This is a genomic window from Rikenella microfusus DSM 15922 (assembly GCF_000427365.1).
Lineage (GTDB): Bacteria > Bacteroidota > Bacteroidia > Bacteroidales > Rikenellaceae > Rikenella > Rikenella microfusus.
This window is the reverse complement of the sequence record NZ_KE386488.1, coordinates 1667394-1691964: the sequence shown is the minus strand read 5'-3', so window position 1 is coordinate 1691964 and position 24571 is coordinate 1667394. Positions and strand designations below refer to the sequence as shown.

The window sequence follows — 24571 nt, the reverse complement described above, 5'->3', positions numbered from 1 at the left end:
GATGTTGAATACAATGGAATTAGATATTAAATCATTGATAGGCGAAGCGACAGCTTACGACAAAAAACAGATACTTGAGGTCAGACGACCCAAAAGTTGGCTCAAGAGTGTCTCTGCCTTTGCCAATGGCGAAGGTGGTGTACTGATATTCGGCATCAGTGATGATGGCTATGTGTTGGGACTTGCTGATGCGGAGGGTGACGCGGAGAAAATCAGTGAGGAAATAAAGAGCAAACTTGACCCTGTCCCGGCAGTCAAGCTTGAACTAAAGGAAGCAGATGGTAAGAAGCTTGTGCTACTACATGTATATCCGGGACAGGAGACTCCATATTACTATATCGGCGACAAGCAGCGTCTTGCTTTCGTCCGTATCGGGAATGAGTCTGTCGTTGCGGATCGCATTCAATTGAAAAGTCTCGTTCTGAAAGGTGCCGGCAGAACATACGACAGTCTGCCTTCAATCTACAGATTCGAGGATATGGCTTTTACCAAACTCAGGTCTGTTCACTACAAAAGGCTGCAACGCTCGTTTGAAGACAGCGAGTTTGTATCATGGGGTATCGTTGATGAAAACGGCAATCTGACAAATGCCGGCGCATTGTTAGCGGACGAATCCCCTATAAGACAATCCCGTATATTCTGTACCCGATGGAATGGACTGGATATGACCAACGGCTTGGGCGAAGCGATAGATGATGTTGAGTTGGAGGGATGCGTAATCGGACAATTGCAGGATGCCGTGTCTTTTGTGCGGAATAATTCAAGGAAGAAATGGTGGAAAGAAAGTGACCACCGCGAAGAATTGCCAGACTATCCCGAACGTGCCGTAACGGAAGCGATAGCCAATGCAATCATCCATCGCGACTACATGCAGTTGGGAAGCGAGATACATATTGACATGTACGATGACAGGATGGAGATCTACTCTCCCGGTGGCATGATGGACGGTAGGCTTATTCAGCAGTTGAACCCTCTTACGGTGCCATCCAAAAGAAGGAATCCGTTATTGGCTGATTTCTTCAGCCGATTGGGGCTTATGGAACGGCGAGGCAGCGGCATGAAGAAAATCATAAACACATATAGGCGTTATAAGCGTCTTTCAGACTACCACGCTCCAGAATTCACCTCCAATGCTTCCGAATTTCATGTGACTCTATGGAATTTAAATTTTGAAGGGAATGACAATAATACTCCCACAGACAAGGAATCTCAAGAAGTGGAGTTCATAAAAGAACCGATAGAGTTCACAAAAGAGTTCATAAAAGAACCGATAGAGTTCACAAAAGAGTTCATAAAAGCAAGTCGCCAAATATATAAACTGATATCTATGAATCCTAAAGTCAGCACTGTTCAAATGGCTGATTCAATGGGGCTATCAACACGTCAAGTTCTGAAATACCTGAAACGCCTTCAAGAATTAAACAAGATAGCTCGTGTAGGTGGACGTAAAATGGGAGAATGGAAGATTATCGATGAAGAATATGAGGGATTCTTTGACAGGATATAAAAGTGTATTGTAGTTATTTGAAAATAATATATATTTTTCTCAAAAATGTACCTTTCAAGACTTAGACTCTGGAATTTTAGAAAATATTGCAGTGGTGCTGATAATAAGCCCGGAGTGGAAGTTCATTTCCATGAAGGCCTAAATGTGCTGATTGGCGAGAATGATTCTGGCAAAACAGCAATTATTGATGCCATTCGTTATGTTTTAAGGACTCAGAGTGGAGAGTATATTCAATTTGATGATAAAGATTTCTATCAAGATGAACAGGGAAATCGAAAGGATGAGTTTAAAATAGAGTGTGTATTTGATGGACTAAACGAGCAAGATTCTGGTTTGTTTTGGGAATGGCTATCATGGAACGAAGATAAGACAAGATATCTACTCAAGGTTTGGCTGTATGTGAAAAGGAAGGATAATGTCATTCTGCCTAAGTTCTCTGCTGGTATAGAAGGACAGTCCGAAAGAATGGACTCTGAAGCGAGAGACCTCTTAAAAGTGGTATACTTTAAACCGCTGAGGGATGCCCTTACCGATATGACCCATGGCTACAAGTCAAGATTAGCACAGATTCTTGGTGCACATGAGTTGTTCAAGACCCGAAAGGATGAACAGGGTAACAATAAGAAGCACAAACTAGAAACAGACTATGAGGACCTAAAAAGGGAAATAGAAAACTTTTTTAAAGAAGGTGGTAATGGTGAGATTATTACAGAGGAAATCAACAATTTCCTACATACTCATTTCTTGCTAAATGGTGACCCTCGACATGCCCAAATAAAATTAACTGGAGGAGAACTATCCGAAATATTAAGACTACTTGACCTGATTATGGAAGGCAACAAGTCGGGTCTTGGCTCTCTTAATCTATTGTGTATAGCCGCTGAAATGCTTCTGTTCAACAATCAACAAAAAGGATTGAAACTTGCATTGGTTGAAGAATTAGAAGCTCATCTTCATCCGCAGTATCAGTTAAGACTGATAGATTATATATCCTCTCAACAGAAAAAAGAGCAATTTATTCTTACTACTCATAGCATTACATTGGCTTCAAAGATTCGGTTAGAAAATCTGATTGTGCTAAAAGGAAACGAGGTTTTCCCGATGTCTAAAGAATACACAATGATGAAGCCAGCAGACTACAAATTCTTGGAGCGTTTTTTGGATGCAACTAAGTCAAATCTTTTCTTTGCCAAAGGTCTGATTATGGTTGAAGGGGATGCTGAGAATCTATTGATTCCCGCCATTGCAGACATAATAGATAAACCTCTTAATAAATACGGGGTCTCAATAGTTAATGTAGGTAGTACTGCATACAAGCGCTATGTGAATATCTTCAAACGCCGGGACAATAAATCATTTGGAACTGTTGCTGTTATCTCTGATTTGGATGTGAGAGCATTGGAGTATTATGATGATAACAGTTCAGACCGTAAGACTCCTAAATATTGGTTGAAAGATGCTGTGTTGGCAGAATTAAAAGCCGTAACAGAAGAAGTGAATTATGATTCAATGGCAAGTGTGTTCAGTAGTCTGTCTGCATTTGAAAAAAATGTCCGAGCAAACAAAACTACTGGTTTTGGTCCAATTGGAGAGACCATTAACCGTTTAAAGGCTGTCTTGACGGAAGAGAAAAAGATGCCGTTGAACGAGGATATGTTGTCGATAATACGCAACGAAAAGGTTGAGTGTATAGAACATGAGACCAACAATGAACAGATAAAAATATTTCTTCCAAAAGACTGGACATTGGAGTATGATATAGCGGGAAGTGGACTATTCAGATTGTTGGCTGCAGCAATAAGGGCTGCAAATATAGAAGAAAATGGACATGAACAGGAAATAACAGATGAAATACTGCTTGATATTTGGAATAAAGTAAAAGACGACTATCCCGATGGGACTTCACCAACAAGAAAAATTAGCTATCAAATATTTGCACCACTCAACGAAGGTACAATTAGTAAAGCTATCACGGCACAATATTTAGCAGGCATGATAGTTGGCGATTTGCCTCCAGTTAAAGATAATGATGTTATTAAAGCAGAAATAAAGCGCATTATAAATACCGATGAAAAACTGAAGTATTTGAAGGACGCTATTGAATACGCTACAGGCCACCCGAATCATTAAAAAATACTGAAGTATGCCATTTGCAACTGATGAAGAAATTAGAATCGCGCACGATATTCTTTTGAAAGATAAGAAACCTTTCGATGATACGAGACTGAATATTATCAAAGAAGATCGTAGCTGTTATGTACAGGCTTGTCCAGGAAGTGGAAAGACAACCGCCCTATTGGCAAAATTGATTATTCTTGCCAACAGGTTACCGATGACTGACGGGAAAGGCGTATGCGTACTTACGCATACGAACGTGGCTATTGATGAGATAAAGGCTAAAGTCGGCTCTAAAGCCAATGTCTTGTTTAATTATCCTAATTTCTTTGGGACAATCCAAACCTTTCTGCATAAATACGTCACAGCTTCAGCGCTTCATTATTTCTATGGAAGCCAGATTCAATACGTGGATAATGATATAGCCAAGGCTGTATTACTGAAAAAATATAGCAAGTTGCCTTTTGGTAACAAATTGAAAAAATGTATTTATGGGATGGTCATAAACAATGGGTATCCGATTTCAGACGATGAAATCAGTGCTTGGGGCGGTGTGGATATTTTGACAGCTGCAAAAGTGATAAAAAAGAAAGGAAAGAAGGTAGAAAAGTACGAATTTAAACTAAAAGATTATGATTTACAGAATATAGATGATAGTACTATCAGAGCTCAAATTCGTGCAAAAAGAGATTATATTAAAGATTGTCAAGAAAAGGAGATAATTATTAATGCAAAGGTTAATTGGCAGGATGTAAAAGTAGTCATTAATCAAAAACACATCAATAGAACCTCGGAATCTGCGACTGAATTTATTAAGCTCAAAGAAGAAATGTTTAAGGAGGGTATATTGTCTTTTGAGGATGCATACGATTTAGCATTTCGGTATATTAGAGAAAAGAACTTGGATTTCAGCGGTTTCTCGCACAAAAGATTTAAGTATCTTTTTATTGACGAGGTACAAGACTGCGACCATCAGCAAGAAGAGTTAATAAAGAAACTTTTTGATGATGAAAAGGTTATAGTGCAACGATTTGGAGATTATTGCCAAGCCATCTATGACGGAGAAAGAAATAACGAAAATGATAATGATAGATTGAAAGCTGATAATGTCTTACCTATACATAACAGCAATCGTTTTGGAGAAAAAATAGCCAAGCCTCTACGTTCGTTGTGTATGGAAGACAACCATCAGTTGGTAGGTAATGAAGATATTTGTTCAGTTAAACCAGTCATCATAACCTATGAAGACCCATTAGTGGTGTTGCCCAAATATGCAGAACTCCTTAGAACTACTATAATCCCAGAAATGGGAAATATTTCTGTGCTGGATATTGCCATCAGAGAGAGGGGTGAGGATCCTCTACATAGAATTAACATAAAAGCATGTGGATGGGTAGGCAAGAAAGGAACAAATGGCAAAAAAAGATATATAGAAGCGTACTATCCTTTATTTGAAAGAAAGAATACAACTGTAAAGTTGGAAAGTGACTCCTTTGATAGTTTCTTATTAAAAAGTCATATAAACTCAGTAAAAGATTATGGGACATCCATCATTCAAGGAGTGATAAAATTCTTGGAATTATGTGATATTAAAAACGACTCGAGACGTTATACAATCACTTCTTTACTTGATTTCTTAGCAACTAAAGATGTCAAGGATAAAGAAGAATTTCTATGTAATATAATGGAATGGGGCAGGATGATTTCAAAGCGTAGCGAGAAGGGAGATAAACTGCAAATAAAGGAAACCATCTACAATTATTTGACAGGAACCTTTTTACCCTTGTTTGGTAAGAATGCTACAGAATCGGCAAACGAATTCTTTAATGCTACAATTGCTGATGGTGTGGCAGAACAAAAGTTAGAACAAGGCAATGTTTACAAAGAGGAAAACATAGATATAGAAGTGGCCACTGTTCATGCTGTTAAGGGCGAAACTCATGCTTCAACTCTTTATTTAGAAACATCATATTTTGGTAAGCATGAATCAGAGCGCTTAGCTGAACAATTTAAAGGAATTGCATATACAGGAAAAGAGGATAGAAAACTCAAAAGCCTAAGAGTTGCTTATGTAGGTATGAGTCGGCCTCGTTACTTTTTATGTGTAGCTATACAGAAAAACAGATTCGCCAATATGGACTGCAGAGAATTGAGAGATATTTGGGATGTGGTAGAAGCTTAAAGTTTATTGATAGTGTTTATCTAAGCCTTATGTTAGCGATAATAACGGGAGCTTTGCGGTATCAAATTACAAAGAAGATTGAATATATAATTTGATAATCAATAAGATATTGAAAGTTCATCGGTTCAAGCGTGGAGTCGTTAGTTTATCCGGAAGAAGGTTCTGACAAAACCCGCGCGCAAATAAACAATACCCCACACCTGTATATGATACACGTCGGAACGACGCGTATGCATACAAGTGACGAGTGTTATTGTTATCCTTGCGCTTTTTCGAACTGTCAGATTCTCTTCCAAGGATAAAAGCTAAACACTTTCATCGAAATATGTCTGCCGGCGGCCGAAGCCTCTCCGACGGGACAAATGTAAAAATGTTTTCGCAAAAAATAACACTCCTGGGGTATTGGACGGGCAAAATACGGTAAAAAGATTCTGAAAATCAAGATTGACGCGTAATAATGTTTTTTGCAGCCTGGGGACGTGCGTCCCGCGCCGCAACGCTCCCCGGAGGATAATCGGGCGAAACTTTCACGATACGCGATTTATCATTACTTTTGTTCTTCTGTTCAGATAACGGACAGCCAGATACGAAGGATATGACGATGGAACCGATCATCGAACCGATTGCCCGCGAGCTGCTCGAAGCCGAGCTTACCCCGGAGCGCATATGGCGCAAAACCAACAAGGGCGGCAACGTGCTCTATACCCTGACCGCCGCCGAATGCCCGAACACGATGCAGGAGATCGGGCGGCTGCGCGAGGTCTCGTTCCGCGACGGAGGCGGAGGCACCGGCAAAAGCGTCGATATCGACGAACTGGACACGGTTCCCGGAGGTTACACCCAACTGATCGTCTGGGACCCGGCCGCTCGCGAAATCATGGGAGGCTACCGCTACATCATTCCGCGCTCCACCCGCCCGAAATACCTCTCCACGGAACACTACTTCGAATTCAGCGACACGTTCCGCGAGAAATACCTGCCCTACACGCTGGAGCTGGGCCGCTCGTTCGTGCAGCCGAAATACCAGTCGCGCAACAACCCCAAGAGCCTTTTCGCGCTGGACAACCTGTGGGACGGACTGGGGGCCATCGTGGTGCGCAACCCGGACGTGAAATACTGCTTCGGCAAAGTGACCATGTACGGCGACTACAACCGTCAGGCGCGGAACATGCTGCTCTATTTCCTGAAAAAATACTTTCCCGACCGCGAGAACCTGATCCGTTCGCGCTATCCGGTGCATCTGGACATCGACGAAGAGAAGATGAAGGCGCTGTTCACCGGCAGCGATTATGCGGAAGATTATAAAATCCTTTCGCGCGGCATCCGCGGTTTCGACGAAACGATACCGCCTCTGATCAACGCCTACATGAGCCTCTCGCCGACGATGAAAGTATTCGACACCGCACTGAATCCCGATTTCGGGAACGTGGAGGAGACGGGCATCCTCATCACGCTCAGCGAACTGTATATCCAGAAAGTGGAACGCCACCTTTCCAATATCGAATAGCCCTCCCGGCGGCACGCCCATGTTCGCATTCCTGAAACGTTTCGGCCTCGATCCGTTCATCCTCTCCCTGTTCGGGGCGATCTTTCTCGCCTGGCTGGCCCCGTCGTGGGGAGCCGAACACGAAAACTGGTCGCCGGCCGAGGTCGCGGGCTGGGGCGTAGGGGTAATCTTCTTTTTCTACGGACTGCGCCTCAGTGGCGAAAAACTGAAAGCCGGACTGCAAAACGTGCGGCTGCACACGGTGGTGCAGCTCACCACTTTCGTCCTGTTCCCGTTGCTGGTGCTGGCCGTCATGGCGCTGGTCGATACACGGGCGAACCACTACCTGTGGCTCGGCATCTTTTTCATGGCCACGCTGCCTTCGACCGTATCTTCGTCGGTGGTGATGGTTTCGATGGCGGGCGGCAATGTCCCGGCGGCGATCTTCAACGCTTCGGTTTCGAGCCTGATCGGCGTTTTCGTCACCCCGCTCTGGATGTCGCTCTTCCTGGCGGCGGACGAAGGGGCCCATTCGCTCGGCGAAGCGATCGCGGGACTCGTTTTCCAGGTACTCGTCCCGGTCGGGGCAGGAATGCTGCTGCACCGCCGGTGGGGCGCCTTCGCCGAACGGCACCGCCGGTGGCTCAATCTGTTCGACCAGGCCGTCATCATCGCCATCGTCTACACTTCGTTCTGCGAATCTTTCGAGATGCACATGTTCGACACGGTGTCATGGCCGTTGCTGGCGGCGCTGACCGCCGGAATGACCGCCCTGTTCTTCGCGGTGTACGGCATCGTGCTGGCGGTCAGCCGCCGGATGCGGTTCAACCGGGAAGACCGTATCGTAGCCCTTTTCTGCGGCTCCAAAAAATCGCTGGTACACGGCACCGTGATGTCGAAAGTGCTGGTCGCGGACCACACCCTGACGGGTATCCTGCTGCTGCCCATCATGATCTACCATGCCATGCAGCTGGTGGTGGTCGGCATCATCGCCCGACGCATGTCGGCCGGAACATGACCGGACCGGCGCCCGTACCGTCCGGACAAGCGCGAAAGACGATCCGGGACGCCGGAGGCCCTTTTGCCCCGCAGCTCTATGTATCCCCGGACGAAAAACGTATATTTGCAACATGAAAAAAATCCTCGCCTTCTTGTCGCTGCTTCTTTCCGTCTGTCTGCACGGCGGTGGCGAGGCGTCCGCACAGCTCAACAAACCCTATTTTTTCTATAAAGGCCGCGAACTGATCGTCGCGGGAGACTATCGCGAGGCGATCGAGATGCTCAACCTGCTCCTGCGGACCGAAACCAAAGAGTACGAAGGCTATTTCCTGCGCGGGGTGGCCAAATACAACCTGGACGACCTGCTGGGCGCCGAGGCCGATTTCACCAGCGCCATCGCCGTCAATCCGGTCTATACCATGGCTTACCAGTACCGGGCCATCACGCGGTCGAGGATGGGGAATTACAACGACGCGCTCAAGGATTACCAGCATGCGGTCGAACTGCGGCCGAACATGTCGGCGGCCTACTACAGCCGCGGGGTCACCTATTTCCTGAGCCAGCAGTTCGAAAAAGCCGTCGACGACTTCTCGCGCTACCTGCGTTCCACGCCCTCCGACGTCAATGCCCTGACCAACCGGGGCACGTGCTACCTGTACCTGAAAGACACGACGCGGGCCTATGCCGACTTCAACCGGGCCGTGGAGATCAACCCTTACGAGGCCGACGGCTATGTGCGGCGCGGCCTGCTCGAAGTGGCGCAAAACAAAAATGCGGAGGGCATCCGCGACCTGACCGAGGCGCTGAACATCGACAGCACCCAATCGATCGCCTATTTCTACCGGGCCTATGCCTACGTGAACGAGCAGCAGCCGATGCTGGCGCTGGCGGATTTCGACCGGGCCATCGCCTACGATTCCACCAACTCGGTAACCTATTTCAACCGGGCGATCCTGCGCAGCCAGATCGGGGATTACAACCGGGCGATCGAGGACTACGACCGCGTGGCACTCTATAATCCGGGGAACGTGCTGGTTTTCTACAACCGGGCTTCGGTCAAAATTCAGGTAGGAGACTACCGGGGGGCGATCGAAGACTACACGCGGGCGATCGAACTCTATCCCGACTTCGCGAACGCCTATCTGTACCGTTCGCAGCTCAAGGCGGCCCTGCGCGACTTCCGGGGAGCGGAAAGCGACCGGCGGATCGCCGAGACCAAAATCGAAGAATACCGCCGAAAGCTGAACGACAGCACGTTCGTTTCGTTTGCCGACACCAGCCGCCAATTCGACAAGCTGTTGTCGTTCGACGCGGATTTCGGCAATAACGAATTGCGTTCGATGCGGGGCGACGTACGTCGGGACGTACGCCTGATGCCGGTATTCCGGATTTCGTTCTCGGTGCGGGATACGACCGGAATCTACGACCCGAGCGATTACCGCAACGCGCGCCTGGACGGTTACCTGGCCCGGTTGTCGGGAACAGACACGGGCAGCGCCTCGGCGCGGGCCGGGTATCCTTTCGACCTGACGGGCGTTTCGGCGGCCGGTCGGGTACCGGCGGACAGCATCGCCGCGTGGGATGCGGCGAACGGAGCGCCGGTTTCATGGGAGGACAATTTCCTGAAGGGCGTTACCCAAACGTTGCTCAAACAGTATGCCTCCGCGCTGAGTTATTACCGCCGGGCGGCCCGGGTGGCGGAAGACAATCCGCTGGTCTATCTGAACCGGGGCGCGGCACAGGCGGAGATGATCGAATTCATCGCTTCGCTGGAAGGGAACAATATCATGCAGCAGATTGCCGTCCATACGGACGATCCGGCGGCACGGCTGCTGCAAGCGCAGAGCCGGCGCACGTACGACTACACGGAGGCGATCGAAGACACGCGGCGGGCGGCGCAACTGATGCCGGAACTGCCCCATGTCTATTACAACCTGGGAAACATGCTCTGCCTGAGCGGAGACCTGCCGGGAGCGTTCGAACAATACACGAAAGCGATCGAACGGTTCCCCTATTTCGCGGAGGCTTATTACAACCGGGGGCTGGTACAGATTTTCATGCAGGACACGCAGAAAGGATGCCTCGACCTGAGCAAGGCGGGCGAACTGGGACTGGCCGAGGCCTACGAGGTACTCAAACGCTATTGCGTCAAAAATCCTTAATCATCTGGCCAGCAACCTCTTCTTTTTCAACAACGGGTGTTCCTTTCGTTTCAGGAACACCCGTTGCGCAATTGCCGCATAAACTTCTCGGCCAAATTCACAAGTTTTATCCGCAGGATTAGTCCCCAAAGTCGGACTTCCGGAGACATCGGGGCCATTCACAGTCCATGCGGAGCACCCGAAAACACCGGATCTCCCGAAGGGGAGGGGGCCGGTGCCTCTGCCGGCACGAGCCTTAGCGATTTCTCCTGCGATCGATCAATCGCGGGGCGACTATATACGACATTTATTTATACAGTCCGATCATCTATTTTGATATACCGACAATTTTCGCAGTCGTTTTTCGGCTCGCGCCGCCCCTCCGACGGCTGAGAGCCGTCCGGTACCGAGCCGATAGAAGGAATCATGAAAGCCGCTTACGGTTATCCGCATTTGAATCGCATCCGGTTCGTTTTCCGCCCCGGATACCGACACACCCCGTCCTATCTTCCCGGCAGATGCGCCTGCTATTCGGCCAGCTCCGCGACCGCTTTTTTGAATTGCTCGCCCCGATCCTCGTAATTGCGGAACAGATCGAAACTCGCGCACGCCGGCGACAGAAGCACCGTATCGCCCGATTCCGCGACCCTTCGGCAGGCCTTCAGGGCTTCACCCAGCGAAGCCGTGTCGTAAACCGGTATCTCCCCTGCGAACGACCGCACCAGTTTGGCATTGTCCAGCCCCATGCAGACCAGCGCCTTCACATGCTCCCGCACGAGCGGCAGCAACACCCCGTAATCGTTCCCCTTGTCCGTGCCGCCAGCGATCCAGACCGTCGGCCGCGTCATCGCCTGCAATGCGTACCAGACCGAATCGACGTTCGTCGCCTTCGAGTCGTTGATATACTCCACGCCTCCGACCGTCGCCACCGGTTCCAGCCGGTGCTCCACCCCGCCGAACCGCCTCAGCGTCCCGGCGATCGCCTCATCCGGCACCCCCACCCGGCGGCAGGCCACGACCGCCGCCAGAGCGTCGGCGATATTGTGCAACCCTTTGATCCGCATTTCCGAAGCCGGGAAGCGGAAATCATCGCACCGCATGATTCCGGTCGCCGCATCGTACCGCACAGCGGCCTCCTCTGCTCCGTTTTTTACATAAAAAGCCCTTTTTTCGGCTTTCGAATACGGCAAGACTTGCGGCAAACGGGCCGATGTCTCCGGGTCGTCCCCGTTGTACACGAACAGGTCGTCCGGCCGCTGGTTCCGCGTAATCCGGAACTTGCTAGCCGCGTAATTGTCCAGCTTATGGTCGTACCGGTCCAGATGGTCCGGCGTGATGTTCAGCAGCAACGCGATGTCGGCCCGGAAATCGTACATGCCGTCGAGCTGGAAACTGCTCAGTTCGATCACATACCAGTCCGGCTGCTCCTCCTGCGGGGTCTCGGCGACCTGCAATGCCAGGCTCCGCCCGATATTGCCCGCCAAAGCCGCACGGAACCCGGCCGCACGCATGATCTCGTAAGTCAGCGTCGTCGTGGTCGTCTTCCCGTTGCTTCCCGTAATGCAGACCGTCCGCGTATGGGGAGCCAGATAACGGCCGGCGAATTCGATTTCCGAAATCACGGGAATACCCTTTTCTCGAATAGCTCGTATCACAGGCACCGTTTCCGGGATGCCGGGACTTTTGACCACGAATTCGGCTTCCAATACCTTAGCCAGCGTATGACCGTTTTCCTCGAACGGAATCCCTTGTTCGACCATTTGCGATCGGTAAGGTTCGCGGAGAATGCCCGAATCGGAAAGCAACACTTCGTATCCTTTCGAAGCGGCCAGCACGGCGGAACCGTATCCGCTCTCGCCGCCGCCCAATATTACTGCCAGTGCCATAATCTCGTCTTTTATCCGCCTGCAAATTTAATCTTTTCCGGCCTGCGGCCTATTTTTTATGGCAAGTATCTGAAGCCTGCGCGATACTCTGCCCGACCGTTACGCATTCCAACCGCCCTACGGCCGGCTGAAACAAGCGCGGGCCGAAAAAATACCGGCGAAAACTGTAGGTATGTCAATTGTATATAATCGGGTTACTTTTATTATCTTTAAAGCGGTCCAATACTCCGACAAATGAACTTCCCGGTCCGTCTCGCTACCGTCTTTTCCGTCCTCATCGCCGGCGTCTGCGGCGGCGCCTCGGCACAAGAAGCCACCGCGCACGACATCCTCGATCAATCGCTGCGGGCACAGCACGCTTTCCGCTCGCTGAGCGGAACGTATCGGACCATGTTCACGAACTTCGCCCCGGACGACGATACGCCGGCCGCAGCGCATGCCGGTCGTTTCATCCTGATGCGCAGCCGGCCGAACGGCCCGATAGACCGTCTGAACTTTCGCGATGCAAACCTCCTGAAAGAGACGCCGGGAGATTCCGTAACCTGTTGCACCGACGGCACGGGCGTGTATTATATCTCCCCGGACGGTACGGGCGAACGTCTCGAAACAACGGCCATCGAATCCATGTGGATAGTCAGCATATTGGACAAAATGGAGACCCGGACGCGACAGATGCTGGATTCGGCGGCCACGGCCCAACTGCCGGACACGACGATCGACGGCCGACAATGCTACTTTTTTTCGCTCCACACGCTCCACTCCGCTCCCGGCGACACTCTTGAAGGATGGTATAAGCTGGCGATCGACCGGCATACCTTGTTACCGGTCTGGCATGGAAGACGCGACCGCTCGACGGGTCGTTTCTGCATGGATCAGAGCAGTTTCGAGGAATTGGCCGGGTTACGGATCGACCCGCCGGTAACACCGGAAACATTCATCGTTCCGACCTACCGGAATCCCCGACCGACCGTACCGGGTTCCTGCAATCCCGGAGAAACGGCGCCGCTATGGAAAGACCTGCCGGATGCCGCCACCGGACGGCTCTATTCGCTGGATTCCCTGTTGAAAGCCGGGAACACGGTCGTAATGGATTGGAGTACATCGACCTGCGGCGCCTGCCTGATGGCCATGCCGACGGTCGATTCGCTCTACAGGCATTACCGGAACCGCGGAGCCGCCGTCGTATTCGTTATGATGGATCACGGCGACTCGCGCAAGCAGACCCGTTCGCTGATCGAACGCAAAGGTATCGAGTATCCGGTATTGCTCTGTCCGACACCGGTAGCCGATGCGTACGGACTGTACGCTTATCCCGTATTTCTGGTCGTCGGCAGCGACGGCCGGGTCGCATTCCGCTACAACGGTTTCGGCGGCGATTCCGAATCGCTATGGAATAGGCTGGCGGAAGCTATCGACGCAACGTTCGCCACGCTCGGAAACCAATCTAACTAAACCATATTACGAGATTATGGAAAATCAAACGCAAAACACTCCGCCGCAGCAACCTTATCAACAGACGGTCATCATCCAACAAGTCGAGAAACGTTCGAACGGTATCGGAACGGCGGGATTCATCCTGGCCCTCGTCACGCTTTTTCTGGGTTGGATTCCCGTATTCGGTTGGATTTTGTGGGTACTCGGTCTGATTTTCTCCGCGGTAGGGGTAACGAAACGACCCAAAGGGCTGGCAATTGCCGGATTAGTCATTTCCCTGATCGGCATTGTCTTCCTCCTGGCCCTCTTCGGCGTCATCCTCGGAGCCGCAGGCATAGCCGCCACGACTTTATAGTCCGGCATCCCATATGCAGGCAAGGCCGTCTTAAGTCGAGACGGCCTGTTTTGTATCCGATACGTAGGGAGATATAAATGAGCTTGACCGTTGCATAACTTACGAACAAACAATCGTTCGATTACCTACAGAAGGTTACGCACGCTAGAAATCCGTCCCCCCTCCGCATTCCCGATGTCTCCGAGCGTTTATCTATACTGTATTTCATTCAATTTTAGTGTCGGAGGTCCGGGAGAGTATAAAGTTATCCGTATTTTCGGCGTTATCTCCGGATATTGTCGGAGCGGAGCAGAAAGAGTATCCGGTTAGGGTATTGCCGATAATAAAAAAGGGGTTCATCATTACGATGAACCCCTTGAAGAAGGCGGCGACCTACTCTCCCACATGATTGCAGTACCATCGGCGCTAACAGGTTTAACTTCTCTGTTCGGAATGGGAAGAGGTGGGACCCTGTCGCTATTGCCACCTAAAACCGTGAAGACGATAAGTCTTCTATAACCTGAACCGCTCGCACGGTTCGTTCGACACGTGTGGCAAGAAAAACCAGTAAGGGACTTTACAAGAAAGTCGTTCGGGCGATTAGTACTACTCGGCTGTGACATCGCTGCCTATACACCTGTAGCCTATCAACGTAGTCGTCTTCTACGACCCTCAAGGGAGATCTCATCTTGGGGTGGGCTTCGCGCTTAGATGCTTTCAGCGCTTATCCCGTCCCGACTTGGATACCCGGCGATACACCTGGCGGCATAACCGGTAAACCAGAGGTCAGTCCAACCCGGTCCTCTCGTACTAAGGTCAGAACCCCTCAAATCTCCTGCGCCCGCAACAGATAGGGACCGAACTGTCTCACGACGTTCTGAACCCAGCTCGCGTGCCACTTTAATCGGCGAACAGCCGAACCCTTGGGACCTTCTCCAGCCCCAGGATGTGACGAGCCGACATCGAGGTGCCAAACCGCTCCGTCGATATGAGCTCTTGGGAGCGATCAGCCTGTTATCCCCGGAGTACCTTTTATCCTTTGAGCGATGGCCCTTCCACTCGGAACCACCGGATCACTATGCCCTGCTTTCGCACCTGTTCGACCCGTCGGTCTCGCAGTCAAGCACCCTTGTGCCATTGCACTCTGCATACGATTACCATCCGTATTGAGGGTACCTTGGGAAGCCTCCGTTACGCTTTTGGAGGCGACCACCCCAGTCAAACTACCCACCAAACGGTGTCCCCTTTCACGGGTTAGGACCCGAGCACAAAAAGGGCAGTATTTCAACGGCGACTCCAACATGCCTGGCGACACATCTTCATAGTCTCCTGCCTATCCTACACATCTTGTACCCAAATCCAGCGTTAAGCTGCAGTAAAGGTTCACGGGGTCTTTTCGTCCCGTTGCGGGTACCCGGCATCTTCACCGGGACTACAATTTCACCGAGCTCACGGTTGAGACAGTGTCCAGATCGTTACACCATTCGTGCAGGTCGGAACTTACCCGACAAGGAATTTCGCTACCTTAGGACCGTTATAGTTACGGCCGCCGTTTACCGGGGCTTCGATTCAATGCTTCTTCTTGCGAATGACATCCCCTCTTAACCTTCCGGCACCGGGCAGGTGTCAGGCCATATACGTCGTCTTTCGAATTTGCATAGCCCTGTGTTTTTGTTAAACAGTCGCCTGGACCTTTTCGCTGCGCCTCGCATCGCTGCGAGGACCCCTTCTCCCGAAGTTACGGGGTCATTTTGCCTAGTTCCTTAACCGTGACTCACTCGAGCGCCTGAGGATACTCTCCTCGACCACCTGTGTCGGTTTACGGTACGGGCCTCTTAACTGTTATGCTTAGAAGATTTTCTCGGAAGCATGCTTGGGATCGCTATCAAATTCCCCGAAGGGTCTCTGTACTGTCGGCTCTCAGCAAAGTGAAGCTATTAACCTCACTCTATACCTACGGCCTTCAACCTACTATTCCGTCAGTAGGCGGATCTTACGCTCCTTCGTCTCTCCATCGCCAATTAAGAGGGTATCGGAATATTAACCGATTGTCCATCGAGCATCGCCTTTCGGCTGGCCCTTAGGGCCCGACTAACCCTGATCCGATTAACGTTGATCAGGAAACCTTGGTCTTGCGGCGGGCAGGTTTCTCGCCTGCCTTATCGTTACTTATGCCTACATTTGCTTTTCTGCAAGCTCCACGGATCCTTACGAATCCGCTTCGACGCCGGCAGAATGCTCCCCTACCACTCCTTTGCGGAGTCCAAAGCTTCGGCAATACGCTTGATGCCCGTTTATTATCCACGCACAACCGCTCGACTAGTGAGCTGTTACGCACTCTTTAAATGAATAGCTGCTTCCAAGCTAACATCCTAGCTGTCGCTGCAGTCGCACATCGTTCATTCAACTTAGCGTATGTTTGGGGGCCTTAGCTGTTGGTCTGAGTTGTTCCTCTTTTGTCACCGGACATTAGCACCCGGCGGCTCACTGCTGACGATCATATAACTGGCATTCGGAGTTTGTCAGGATTTGGTAGGCGGTGAAGCCCCCGCATCCAATCAGTAGCTCTACCTCCAGTATACTACGTCAACGCTGCCCCTAAAGGCATTTCGGGGAGTACGAGCTATTTCCCAGCTTGATTAGCCTTTCACCCCTACCCTCAGCTCATCCGAAAACTTTTCAACGTTTACCGGTGCGGACCTCCAGTGAGTTCTACCTCACCTTCATCCTGGCCAAGGGTAGATCGCAAGGTTTCGCGTCTACCACAACCGACTATAGCGCCCTGTTCAGACTCGCTTTCGCTTCGGCTTCGATCCTTCGGAATCTTAACCTCGCCGGTCATGAGTAACTCGTAGGCTCATTATGCAAAAGGCACGCCGTCACCCCACGAAGGGGCTCCGACAGGTTGTAGGCGTACGGTTTCAGGTTCTTTTTCACCCCCCTGTTCGGGGTACTTTTCACCTTTCCCTCACGGTACTGGTTCACTATCGGTCTTATGGGAGTATTTAGCCTTGCGGGGTGGTCCCCGCGGATTCAGACAGGATTTCACGTGTCCCGCCCTACTCAGGATACCACTATCGTTGAACTAACTTACCTGTACGGGACTTTCACCCTCTATGGTGGCACTTTCCAGTACCTTCCAGTTCGTCGTCCAAGTCATGTCGTGGTCCTACAACCCCATATATGCCGTAACATACATGGTTTGGGCTATTCCCTCTTCGCTCGCCGCTACTAAGGGAATCGAGTTTTCTTTCTTTTCCTCCGCCTACTTAGATGTTTCAGTTCAGCGGGTTGGCTCTCCGATTACTCGGAACGACAGTCCTTCAGACTGACGGGTTGCCCCATTCGGATATCGCCGGATCGATTCTTTTTTGCAGATCCCCGGCGCTTTTCGCAGCTTAACACGTCCTTCATCGCCTCCATAAGCCTAGGCATCCCCCGTACGCCCTTGCATACTTTCTTTTTTAGGCTCCGCCGTATCACTACGACGAATACCCTTACTCGTTTTTCTTTTCCTAACGTGTCAATGAACTTTTCAGACCTCCCGCTTTCGGATCGGTCTCTATGTCGTCGGACTCCGAAATCATCATCGCGATGACTCCAAACTCCGAGTCGATTTCGTTAAAAAAGTATTGCAGTGCTCTTTTTGATCGTGGAACAAGGCTCCAGAAAGGAGGTGTTCCAGCCGCACCTTCCGGTACGGCTACCTTGTTACGACTTAGCCCTAGTTACCAGTTTTGCCCTAGGACGCTCCTTGCGGTCACGTACTTCAGGCACCCCCGGCTTCCATGGCTTGACGGGCGGTGTGTACAAGGCCCGGGAACGTATTCACCGCGCCATGGCTGATGCGCGATTACTAGCGAATCCAACTTCATGCAGGCGAGTTGCAGCCTGCAATCCGAACTGAGACCGGCTTTATGAGATTCGCTTCATATCGCTATGTCGCTGCCCTCTGTACCGGCCATTGTAACACGTGTGTCGCCCCGGACGTAAGGGCCGTGCTGATTTGACGTCATCCCCACCTTCCTCGCGGTTTACACCGGCAGTCTTCATAGAGTCCCCACCACTACATGCTGGTAACTATGAACAGGGGTTGCGCTCGTTATGGGACTTAACCCGACACCTCACGGCACGAGCTGACGACAACCATGCAGCACCTAGTTTCGCGCTCCGAAGAGAAGCCCTCTTTCAAAGGCGGTCGCTAACTTTCAAGCCCGGGTAAGGTTCCTCGCGTATCATCGAATTAAACCACATGTTCCTCCGCTTGTGCGGGCCCCCGTCAATTCCTTTGAGTTTCAACCTTGCGGTCGTACTCCCCAGGTGGATAACTTATCGCTTTCGCTGGGTCACCGACTGTGTATCGCCGACAACGAGTTATCATCGTTTACTGCGTGGACTACCAGGGTATCTAATCCTGTTCGCTACCCACGCTTTCGTGCATCAGCGTCAGATATAGATTAGCAAGCTGCCTTCGCAATCGGTGTTCTGAGTAATATCTAAGCATTTCACCGCTACACTACTCATTCCGCCTGCTGCATCTACTCTCCAGCCCGACAGTATCAGAGGCAGTTCTGCGGTTAAGCCGCTGAATTTCACCTCTAACTTACCGGGCCGCCTACGCACCCTTTAAACCCAATAAATCCGGATAACGCTCGAATCCTCCGTATTACCGCGGCTGCTGGCACGGAGTTAGCCGATCCTTATTCGTACGATACATTCAATTACCTACACGTAGATACCGTTATTCTCGTACAAAAGCAGTTTACAACTCATAGAGCCGTCGTCCTGCACGCGGCATGGCTGGTTCAGACTTCCGTCCATTGACCAATATTCCTCACTGCTGCCTCCCGTAGGAGTCTGGTCCGTGTCTCAGTACCAGTGTGGGGGACCTTCCTCTCAGAACCCCTAGACATCGTCGCCATGGTGAGCCGTTACCTCACCATCCAGCTAATGTCACGCATGTCCATCTTATACCGATGAATCTTTCATATATCTCCGATGCCGAAAATATACCTATGGAGTATTAGTCCGAATTTCTCCGGGTTATCCTCCTGTATAAGGTAGGTTACATACGCGTTACGCACCCGTGCGCCGGTCGCCGACAGCGGAAGCAAGCTTCCGCCTCGCTGCCCCTCGACTTGCATGTGTTAGGCCTGCCGCTAGCGTTCATCCTGAGCCAGGATCAAACTCTCCATAGTAAAAAAATTTACTGACTTGTCTCCAAGTCATATCCTTAGCTCTTATTCCACTAACTTCAAAAAAATTGACTAAGCTTTTCTTAAACCGTCTCTCAAAACTTGCGCCTGAAAAACGATCCTACGATCATCGTAACCGAAACATCAAATATAACATCTCAGCCCGATAACCGCTACTTGTACTACACTGCAATACTTCAAAGAACTTTCCGGAATACACCGGTTATTTTTCATTCCGAGTCCTGAGACCGGAACAAGAAAAATCTTTTCAAATCCGTTCAATCTTCATGACCGCCCGTTTCCGGAAACGGCATGTAAAATTTACAAACGGAAGAACTTTCGGCTTTATTGCCCGCAACCGCGATTTTGTTCCCGATTGCGGATGCAAAGGTACACACGTTTCCGGTTTCTGCAAATATTTTCGAAATTATTTTTTCACACAAATTTCATTCTTGCCCTTATTATTCTGACGATCAACACGAACCGCAAGAAAACTTTTTTCGCTCCATCGATTAAAAAAGCCGGCCTTTTACAGAAAAAGGCCGGCTCCGTCGGAAATACGTTCGTCCCGATCAATTGACAAAAGTGTTATAATCGCCCACGGCATCCCCATATTCGGAGTTCATATCGTCCAGCACGGACTGGGTGTATTTGCCGTTCCGCTGGGCCTTGCGGACGACGCCGAGGAACGCGTCCACTTCATCCAGATACTCCCCGTACCATTTCATTTCGTTGTCCATATCTTTTACCCGGGGCAATTCCCGTCCCTCTTTCACCAACTGTTCCAACGCACCGTAATCGGCCGTCAGGGCCTGTTCGTCGACTTTTTCCGCCGACACGACCTGCATCATGCCCTCCATTCCGGCAAATATCTTCTTGGCCAACAGGATATGGTCTTTGAGCGGATTGCCCTCCATCAGGGCCAGTTCCGCCGCATCGGCCGGTCCGGCGATGATGTCCAATATCTGCTGTTTCGCGCTCAGCATCCGCTCGGCCGCCGCCCGAGTTTCTTCGGCAAGCTGTTTGCCTTTGGCCCAGTCGTCGTCTTTGTAGTCTTCGGCCTTTTTATACGCTTTGAATGCGTCGTAATTGTCGTCGAGCGTCCGGCAAGCCGCATAATATTCCCGGAAAAGCATCGTCAGCGAATCGCCGGCCGATTTGCCGAAACGATCGCCCGGCGCGGTCATCTCCGCCGAATCGCGGTACATCCCCGGCAACACGATGATCGGAGCGATCAACGCCCGGCCTTTGTTATCCATATATTCCACCACCTCCCCGGCTTTTTCCGCGCTGTAACCGTCGCGGAACACTTCGAGCGTCTGGTTATAATACTCGATGATCCGGTTGGCATTTTCGGTATCCAGTTTGGGGCCGGAACCGGAGCCGCCGCAAGAGGCGAGCAACAGGGATGCGGCAGCGGCGGGCAGAACGAGTAATTTTCTTTTCATAGACAGTATGGTTTAGTTTTATTATACAAATATAATTCATATTCATTACATATGTCCGCAAAAATATTCAGCTCTACAGATATTTCCGTAGAGCTGAATATAATTTCTCCCTGCTTCGGCCACAGGCTACACGTGGGCGGCCACGAAATCGCCGACTTCAGTGGTGGAACGGGCCGTCTGGCCCGGCATGCTCGCGTCCACGAGGTCTTCGGTCACGACGCCCTGCGCGATGGCCTTTTCGACGGCGGCCCGCACGGCCGCGCCCTCCTGCTGCAACCCGACGTGTTCGAGCAGCATCGCCGCGCTCAGAATGGTGGCCATCGGGTTGGCGATATTCTTACCGGCCGCCTGCGGGTAAGAGCCGTGGATCGGTTCGAACAGCGCCACGTCGGAACCCAGCGAGGCCGAAGGCAACAGGCCCAGCGACCCGCTGATGACGCTCGATTCGTCGGTCAGGATGTCCCCGAACAGGTTTTCGGTCACCAGCACGTCGAAATAGGTCGGACGCTGGATAATCTGCATCGCGGCGTTATCCACGAACATGTAGTCCACCTGCACGTCGGGATACTGCGGAGCCATCTCTTTGGCGATCTGCCGCCACAGGCGCGAGGTGGCGATCACGTTCGCCTTATCGACCACCGTGAGCAGTTTGCGGCGCTTGCGGGCCTGTTCGAAGGCCACTTTCAGGATACGTTCCACCTCTTCGCGCGAATAGACGCAGGTGTCGTATGCCGTGTTCCCGTCTTCGCTGCGCCCCTGGGGACGACCGAAGTACATGCCTCCGGTCAGTTCGCGGATGCAGACGAAATCGGCCCCTTTGACGCGTTCGGCCTTGAGCGGCGAGCGTTCCACCAGCGAATCGAACACCACCAGCGGCCGCACGTTGGCGAACAGCCCCAGCGATTTGCGCATCCGGAGCAAACCCTGTTCGGGACGCACCTTGGCCGACGGATCGTTGTCGTATTTCGGGTCGCCGATGGCTCCGAAGAGCACCGCATCGGACTCCCGGCAGATTTTATGCGTTTCGGCCGGATAGGGATCGCCGGTGGCGTCGATGGCGCAGGCGCCGACCAGCCCTTTTTTATAATTGAACGTATGTCCGTACTTTTTCCCGACCGCGTCGAGCACTTTCACGGCTTCGCCCACGATCTCCGGCCCGATGCCGTCGCCCGGCAACAGCGCAATGTTCAAATTCATGGTGTAGTGATATTAGTATTGTTTTCGATTTTATTCAGCATTTTGACGGTCGCTTTGATAGCGGCTACGGTCTGGTCGGCGTCCAAGCCGCGGGTTTTGAATCGAGCGCCGTTCCACTCCCACGTGATGAGGGTCTGCACGAAGGCGTCGGTACGCCCGCCGGGCGGGATGCTTACGGAGTAGTCCACCAGGGCGGGGAACTCGCGCCCCAGCTGGTGCTCGTAAATGGCCTCGACGGCCGACACGAAGGCGTCGTACTGCCCGTCGCCGGCTGAGGTCTGCTGGTAGGCCTGGCCGTGTATCTCGATCTTGACCGTGGCCACGGGCCGCAATCCCTGCGCTACGGAGAGGGAATAGTTGAGTATGCGCACGGCTTCGCGGTCGCCGGAGGCCCCCAACAGATCGGAGACGATGTAGGGCAGATCTTCGGCCGTGACGATCTCTTTGCGATCGCCCAGCTCGACGATATACTGCGTCACGCGGGTCATCGACTCTTCGTCCAGTTCGATGCCGAGCATTTCGAGATTTTTGCGGATATTGGCCTTGCCGGAGCTTTTACCCAAGGCGTATTGCCGCGTACGCCCGAAACGCTCGGGCAGCAGGTCGTTGAAATAGAGGTTGTTCTTATTGTCGCCGTCGGCGTGTATCCCGGCGCACTGGGTAAAGACGTTTTCGCCGATCACGGGTTTGTTAGCGGGAATCCGGATGCCGGAGTAGCTTTCGACAACGGTGGCGACATGGTTGGTCCGCGCTTCATCGACGGCGATGTCGGCTTTCAGATGGTCGTGCAGCGCGGCGATGACGCTCGACAGCGGGGCGTTCCCGGCCCGTTCGCCCAGCCCGTTGACGGTGGTGTGCACGCCCTGCACGCCGGCTTTAACGGCGGCGAGGGTGTTGGCCACGGCCAGGTCGTAGTCGTTGTGGGCGTGGAAGTCGAACCGCAGGCCGGGATAGCGTTCGGTCATGGCCCGGCACGCTTCGTAGCACTCCCACGGTTCGTAAATTCCCAGTGTGTCGGGCAGCATGAACCGCTGTATGGGCAGCCCCTGGAGGGCGTCCATCATCCGATAGACGTATTCGCGCGAGTGGCGCATGCCGTTCGACCAGTCTTCGAGATAGATATTGACGGCGATACCGCGTTCCTGGGCGGCCTGCACGTCGCGGCGGATATCGGCGACATGCTCTTCGAGCGTCTTCCGAAGCTGGTATTTGCAGTGTTTTTCGGATCCTTTGGTGAGCAGGTTGATGACGCGGCCGCCGCATTCGGCGATCCAGTCGAGGGAGATGCCTCCGTCCACGAATCCGAGTACTTCGATCCGATCGAGGTAGTCTTTCCGTGCCCCCCATTCCATAATTTTCCGAACGGCGGCACGCTCGCCTTCGCTCACGCGGGCGGAGGCGACTTCGATCCGGTCCACCCGAATGTCTGTCAATAACAACCGGGCGAGGCTGAGCTTTTCCTGAGGCGCAAAGGATACGCCGGAGGTCTGCTCACCGTCGCGCAGGGTGGTGTCCATAATCTCGACTCTCGACATCGCTTTTCTCTCTGTTAATCGTTCGTTTATTTATACTGTTCAGGTTTGAGGCGACTGTTCTCTTTGTGAACAAAGAGAACCAGAAAAACTTTTTGAGATGCTTGCGCATCTCCTGAGCCTGGCGGATGACTTATCCTTTGACGATTTGTTTTGTAAGAACAGGGGGCATTCATGCAAATACAAAGGACAGCCCCCTGTTCTTACAAAACAAAAAGCACAGTGCAAAGAGGCATCGACAAACTGAGGCGCCACAAACCTACTCGAAAGTTTCTTTGGTTCTTTCTTTTCAAAGAAAGAACAGTGGACTCTACCCTCTACGTACGGATAATCGAACGGTTAATAAATAAAGGGGGATTAACGGTTACGGGCATGTTCGAACGTTTCGATTTCCGGTCGCAAAGTGACCAGATAGTCCACATCGTCGTAGCCGTTCAGCAGACACTCCTTCTTATAGCCGTCGATAGCGAATTTTTCGCTATCCCCCGTCGTATTGTTGGTAATCGTCTGATTTTCGAGATCGACCGTAAACTGCGCCTTACTGTCTTTGGCGATCGTATCGAAGATTCCGGACAGGAACTCCGGCGTTACCTGAATCGGCAGCAACCCGTTGTTCAGGGCGTTGTTCCGGAAAATATCGGCGAAAAAGCTGCTCACCACGACCCGGAAACCGTAGTCGTAAATGGCCCATGCGGCATGTTCGCGCGAGGATCCGCACCCGAAATTATATCCGGCCACAAGAATATTCCCCTCGTACTTCGCCTTGTCATTGACAGGGAAATCGGAAATCAATCGGTTGTCTTTCGTGTACCGCCAGTCGCGAAACAGGTTGTCGCCGAACCCTTTGCGCTCGGTGGCTTTCAAGAACCGGGCCGGGATGATCTGGTCGGTATCTATATTCTCGACGTTCACCGGCACGGCGGACGATACGATCTTAACAAATTTCTCTCTTGCCATTGTCTGAATGTTAATTGTTCCTTTTTATTACCGCACCGCATGAAAGCAAGGGCGATTGGGTTGGACGCCCGGGAGCGACCGCATTGAGCAACGCAAAAGTTGCGGGCCTCCCGTGGGGAGGCGTCCGACGCGCGCGGCTCACTATGCTCGCCGCCCAA

The 24571-nt window shown here is 51.5% G+C and carries 13 protein-coding genes and 3 rRNA genes; 8 read left to right on the top strand and 8 right to left on the bottom strand.

Annotated elements, in window-relative coordinates; all coding sequences use genetic code 11:
- Window positions 1-13 precede the first annotated feature (13 nt).
- The 6 genes from RIKMI_RS0108080 to RIKMI_RS0108055 all read left to right on the top strand — a co-directional run bounded on the left by RIKMI_RS0108080 (window position 14) and on the right by RIKMI_RS0108055 (window position 10451).
- Window positions 14-1507: an ATP-binding protein gene (locus RIKMI_RS0108080; RefSeq protein WP_027291197.1), complete on the top strand. Its 1494-nt coding sequence runs from the start codon at window positions 14-16 to the stop codon at window positions 1505-1507.
- A 45-nt stretch (window positions 1508-1552) separates the two neighbouring features.
- Window positions 1553-3637 (top strand): ATP-dependent nuclease, encoded by a 2085-nt coding sequence (locus tag RIKMI_RS0108075; protein ID WP_027291196.1) that lies wholly within the window; start codon window positions 1553-1555, stop codon window positions 3635-3637.
- Window positions 3638-3650: 13 nt separating this feature from the next.
- Window positions 3651-5804 (top strand): UvrD-helicase domain-containing protein, encoded by a 2154-nt coding sequence (locus RIKMI_RS0108070; RefSeq protein WP_027291195.1) that lies wholly within the window; start codon window positions 3651-3653, stop codon window positions 5802-5804.
- Window positions 5805-6405: 601 nt separating this feature from the next.
- The gene (locus RIKMI_RS0108065; protein WP_027291194.1) at window positions 6406-7311 is read left to right on the top strand and encodes a glycine N(alpha)-acyltransferase GlsB; all 906 of its coding nucleotides are present in this window, start codon (window positions 6406-6408) and stop codon (window positions 7309-7311) included.
- A 19-nt stretch (window positions 7312-7330) separates the two neighbouring features.
- Window positions 7331-8308, top strand: a complete 978-nt coding sequence (locus RIKMI_RS0108060; RefSeq protein WP_027291193.1) for a bile acid:sodium symporter family protein — start codon at window positions 7331-7333, stop codon at window positions 8306-8308.
- Between the two features lie 112 nt (window positions 8309-8420).
- Window positions 8421-10451: a tetratricopeptide repeat protein gene (locus RIKMI_RS0108055; protein ID WP_027291192.1), complete on the top strand. Its 2031-nt coding sequence runs from the start codon at window positions 8421-8423 to the stop codon at window positions 10449-10451.
- 506 nt (window positions 10452-10957) lie between these two features.
- Here RIKMI_RS0108055 and murD read toward each other — a convergent pair.
- Window positions 10958-12316 (bottom strand): UDP-N-acetylmuramoyl-L-alanine--D-glutamate ligase, encoded by a 1359-nt coding sequence (murD, locus tag RIKMI_RS0108050; RefSeq protein WP_027291191.1) that lies wholly within the window; start codon window positions 12314-12316, stop codon window positions 10958-10960.
- A gap of 234 nt (window positions 12317-12550) precedes the next feature.
- Here murD and RIKMI_RS0108045 point away from each other — a divergent pair, with 234 nt between their 5' ends.
- Together RIKMI_RS0108045 and RIKMI_RS13470 are read left to right on the top strand one after the other, a co-directional pair.
- Complete coding sequence (locus tag RIKMI_RS0108045) at window positions 12551-13768, top strand: TlpA family protein disulfide reductase (RefSeq protein WP_027291190.1); 1218 nt, start codon at window positions 12551-12553, stop codon at window positions 13766-13768.
- A 16-nt stretch (window positions 13769-13784) separates the two neighbouring features.
- A complete protein-coding gene (locus tag RIKMI_RS13470) occupies window positions 13785-14105 on the top strand; it encodes a hypothetical protein (RefSeq protein WP_037291724.1) in 321 nt (106 codons plus the stop codon).
- A gap of 359 nt (window positions 14106-14464) precedes the next feature.
- Here RIKMI_RS13470 and rrf read toward each other — a convergent pair.
- The 7 genes from rrf to leuD form a co-directional block, all read right to left on the bottom strand.
- Window positions 14465-14575: ribosomal RNA gene (gene rrf, locus RIKMI_RS0108030) — 5S ribosomal RNA — on the bottom strand.
- A gap of 88 nt (window positions 14576-14663) precedes the next feature.
- Window positions 14664-17546: ribosomal RNA gene (locus tag RIKMI_RS0108025) — 23S ribosomal RNA — on the bottom strand.
- A 207-nt stretch (window positions 17547-17753) separates the two neighbouring features.
- Window positions 17754-19282: ribosomal RNA gene (locus tag RIKMI_RS0108020) — 16S ribosomal RNA — on the bottom strand.
- Together the 16S, 23S and 5S rRNA genes form the textbook arrangement of a ribosomal RNA operon.
- A 569-nt stretch (window positions 19283-19851) precedes the next feature.
- Window positions 19852-20727, bottom strand: a complete 876-nt coding sequence (locus RIKMI_RS0108010; RefSeq protein WP_027291188.1) for a DUF6845 domain-containing protein — start codon at window positions 20725-20727, stop codon at window positions 19852-19854.
- 126 nt (window positions 20728-20853) lie between these two features.
- Window positions 20854-21924: a 3-isopropylmalate dehydrogenase gene (gene leuB, locus RIKMI_RS0108005; protein ID WP_027291187.1), complete on the bottom strand. Its 1071-nt coding sequence runs from the start codon at window positions 21922-21924 to the stop codon at window positions 20854-20856.
- Window positions 21921-23459, bottom strand: coding sequence for an alpha-isopropylmalate synthase regulatory domain-containing protein (locus RIKMI_RS0108000; RefSeq protein WP_037291722.1), 1539 nt, complete (start codon window positions 23457-23459; stop codon window positions 21921-21923). Before RIKMI_RS0108000 ends, leuB begins: the two co-directional genes overlap by 4 nt.
- 354 nt (window positions 23460-23813) lie before the next feature.
- Window positions 23814-24413 (bottom strand): 3-isopropylmalate dehydratase small subunit, encoded by a 600-nt coding sequence (gene leuD / locus RIKMI_RS0107995; RefSeq protein WP_027291185.1) that lies wholly within the window; start codon window positions 24411-24413, stop codon window positions 23814-23816.
- Window positions 24414-24571 lie beyond the last annotated feature (158 nt).

What these genes read in the sequence shown, in the direction of transcription:
- leuD (WP_027291185.1), bottom strand. Translation starts at nt 24,413, where the DNA reads ATGGCAAGAGAGAAATTTGTTAAGATCGTATCGTCCGCCGTGCCGGTG.
- RIKMI_RS13470 (WP_037291724.1), top strand. Translation starts at nt 13,785, where the DNA reads ATGGAAAATCAAACGCAAAACACTCCGCCGCAGCAACCTTATCAACAG.
- RIKMI_RS0108055 (WP_027291192.1), top strand. Translation starts at nt 8,421, where the DNA reads ATGAAAAAAATCCTCGCCTTCTTGTCGCTGCTTCTTTCCGTCTGTCTG.
- RIKMI_RS0108080 (WP_027291197.1), top strand. Translation starts at nt 14, where the DNA reads ATGGAATTAGATATTAAATCATTGATAGGCGAAGCGACAGCTTACGAC.
- RIKMI_RS0108000 (WP_037291722.1), bottom strand. Translation starts at nt 23,459, where the DNA reads ATGTCGAGAGTCGAGATTATGGACACCACCCTGCGCGACGGTGAGCAG.
- RIKMI_RS0108075 (WP_027291196.1), top strand. Translation starts at nt 1,553, where the DNA reads ATGTACCTTTCAAGACTTAGACTCTGGAATTTTAGAAAATATTGCAGT.
- RIKMI_RS0108065 (WP_027291194.1), top strand. Translation starts at nt 6,406, where the DNA reads ATGGAACCGATCATCGAACCGATTGCCCGCGAGCTGCTCGAAGCCGAG.
- leuB (WP_027291187.1), bottom strand. Translation starts at nt 21,924, where the DNA reads ATGAATTTGAACATTGCGCTGTTGCCGGGCGACGGCATCGGGCCGGAG.
- RIKMI_RS0108010 (WP_027291188.1), bottom strand. Translation starts at nt 20,727, where the DNA reads ATGAAAAGAAAATTACTCGTTCTGCCCGCCGCTGCCGCATCCCTGTTG.
- RIKMI_RS0108045 (WP_027291190.1), top strand. Translation starts at nt 12,551, where the DNA reads ATGAACTTCCCGGTCCGTCTCGCTACCGTCTTTTCCGTCCTCATCGCC.
- RIKMI_RS0108070 (WP_027291195.1), top strand. Translation starts at nt 3,651, where the DNA reads ATGCCATTTGCAACTGATGAAGAAATTAGAATCGCGCACGATATTCTT.
- RIKMI_RS0108060 (WP_027291193.1), top strand. Translation starts at nt 7,331, where the DNA reads ATGTTCGCATTCCTGAAACGTTTCGGCCTCGATCCGTTCATCCTCTCC.
- murD (WP_027291191.1), bottom strand. Translation starts at nt 12,316, where the DNA reads ATGGCACTGGCAGTAATATTGGGCGGCGGCGAGAGCGGATACGGTTCC.